Source organism: Alcanivorax sp. HI0083 (assembly GCF_001635175.1).
Genome location: NZ_LWFX01001404.1, coordinates 1 through 2138, shown reverse-complemented (window position 1 = coordinate 2138; position 2138 = coordinate 1). Strand labels below are relative to the sequence as shown.

Genomic DNA, 2138 nt, shown 5'->3' with positions numbered 1-2138 from the left:
CTTGGCATCTGCCTTTTTCTTCATTTTTTTCTTTTTGTTGCCGGCGGCCTTGCCGTTGGACTTCAGGTTTTTCGGCCCCAGGAAGTTGCCACGCAGGGCGTCCACCAGACGGTATTCAAAATTCTGACGCAGGTAGCGTTGAATGCCTGCCATCAAATTCCATTCGTGGGCGGCGATCAGGGAAATGGCGGTGCCTTCACCGCCTACCCGGCCGGTGCGACCAATACGGTGCACGTACTCGTCGCCGCTGCGGGGCATGTCGAAGTTGATCACCAAATCCAGGCTGTCCACGTGAATGCCACGGGCAGCCACGTCGGTGGCGACCAGCACTTTCACAGCACCGGCCTTGAGGCGGTCCATGGCCAGCTTGCGGTCTTTCTGATCTTTCTCGCCGTGCAGCACAAACACTTTCAGGTTCGAGGCCACCAGCACCCCACCCAGACGATCAGCCTGCTCACGGGTATTGGTGAACACCACGGCTTTTTCATAGGTTTCGTTGGCCAGCAGCCATTGCACCAGCCGTTCTTTGTGCTTCACGTCATCGGCGGTGATGATCTGCTGGCTGACGGACTCGTTCAGGTCACGTACGGAATCAAGCACCAGCGATTTGGGATCACGAAGCACGCTGCTGATCATGTTTTCCATGGCGTTACCGCCCGTGGTGGCGGAGAACAGCAGGGTCTGCCGCTCGGCCCGGCATTCCGCGGCCAGGCGCAGCACATCGTCGTTGAAGCCCATGTCGAGCATGCGATCGGACTCATCCAGCACCAGCATTTCCAGGTCCTGCAGAAGCAGGTTGCCTGCGTCCAGATGTTCGATCAGGCGACCCGGGGTGCCAATCAGGATTTCCGGGTTCTTGCGCATTTTGGCGGCTTGCACCTTGAAGTCTTCACCGCCGGTCAACAGCTCTGCCTTGATAAAGGTGTAACGGCCCAGGGCCTCCACCTGCTTTAGAGTCTGCTGGGCCAGCTCGCGGGTGGGCAGCAGAATCAGGGCTCGGGTATCCGTGCGCGGACGGGAATACTGGAGCAGCTGATGCAGCATGGGCAGCAGGAACGCCGCCGTTTTACCGCTGCCGGTGCGGGCCACCACGCGTAAATCACGGCCTTCAAGCGCCGCCGGAATCGCTGCCGTCTGAACAGGGGTCGGGGTGGTAATTTCCAGCTCGCCAAGTGCCTTGATCAGGCGCTCGTGCAGGTTCAGGTCGGCAAACGAAGACATAACGGGCTAACTCCATGAATAAGGCCGCCATTGTAGCATCCAGTGGAGTTGAAAGTTCAAAGTTAACGGACGCCAAATGCTTAAAGCCTGACGCCTGACGCTAATCGCCTATCCTCGCGAAGCGGGGTTGCACCTTGCCTTCCCGATCCACGGTTTCGGTGAACATGGCCAGCGGGCGCACCCACAGGGCCTGATCACCGTAGAGCGGATGGTACACCACCACGGTTTCGCCAGTTTCGGAATGGGTGGCCAGGCCGATCACCTGGTATTCGTTGCCCTTGAAGTGCCGATAGCGGCCGGGCTGTAGTGCGCTCATGGCAGATCTCCCGGTAATGGGCTTCGCGCCAGGCGCTCGGCAATGACCGCCAGCACCTGGGGGTTCCAGGGCAGGCCCACGTGGGTGCCCTGCACTTCCACATTCTCTGTCAGCGGGCCTTCTTCTTCCTGGCTGCATTGCCAGGCCACGATACCGTCTTGCCGGGTGAAAATGGCGGTACAGGGCACCGGCGGCGCGGCGATGCGCTGATTAAAGGCCTCCCGGTCCGCTGGTGGGCGGTTCGGGTTGAACAGATTGAAAAGCGTGGAGACGTTGTTGGCCTCCGGGTCGCCATTGATGGGGCTGCCCAGGGTAAACACCTGACTCACCTGATCGGGAAAGGCCCGCGCCAATTCCCGGGCAAACACCCCGCCCAGGCTCCAGCCCACCAGCGCCACCGGTTGCCCGTGGCGCGTGTTGATCGCCTGCAGATGGGTAACTAACAGGTTTTTACGTTTGCTGTTGATGCCCGTATTGGTGCCCTGGGCCCAGCCGTAAACGTTATACCCCAACCGGGACAAGGCCTTGCGCAGTGGCCGTGTGCTCACGTCACTGGCGCCAAAACCGGGCAAAACCAGCACCGGCTGCCCTTTCCCCGGCG

3 protein-coding genes are annotated in these 2138 nt (G+C 60.4%); all 3 read right to left on the bottom strand.

The genetic code is table 11. The annotated features are described in order from the left end of the window. Positions 1–1221, bottom strand: a 1221-nt coding sequence (locus tag A3754_RS21285; protein ID WP_063521268.1) for a DEAD/DEAH box helicase, incomplete at its 3' end; no start/stop codon positions are given. Positions 1222–1321: 100 nt separating this feature from the next. After that, complete coding sequence (locus tag A3754_RS21280) at positions 1322–1537, bottom strand: DUF1653 domain-containing protein (protein ID WP_063521267.1); 216 nt, start codon at positions 1535–1537, stop codon at positions 1322–1324. Then, on the bottom strand, positions 1534–2138 hold a 605-nt coding region (locus A3754_RS28030; protein ID WP_063521266.1), incomplete at its 5' end, for a triacylglycerol lipase. The genes A3754_RS21280 and A3754_RS28030, both read right to left, overlap by 4 nt.

Coding starts and splice junctions, on each gene's coding strand:
- A3754_RS21280 (WP_063521267.1), bottom strand. CDS start 1,537: ATGAGCGCACTACAGCCCGGCCGCTATCGGCACTTCAAGGGCAACGAA.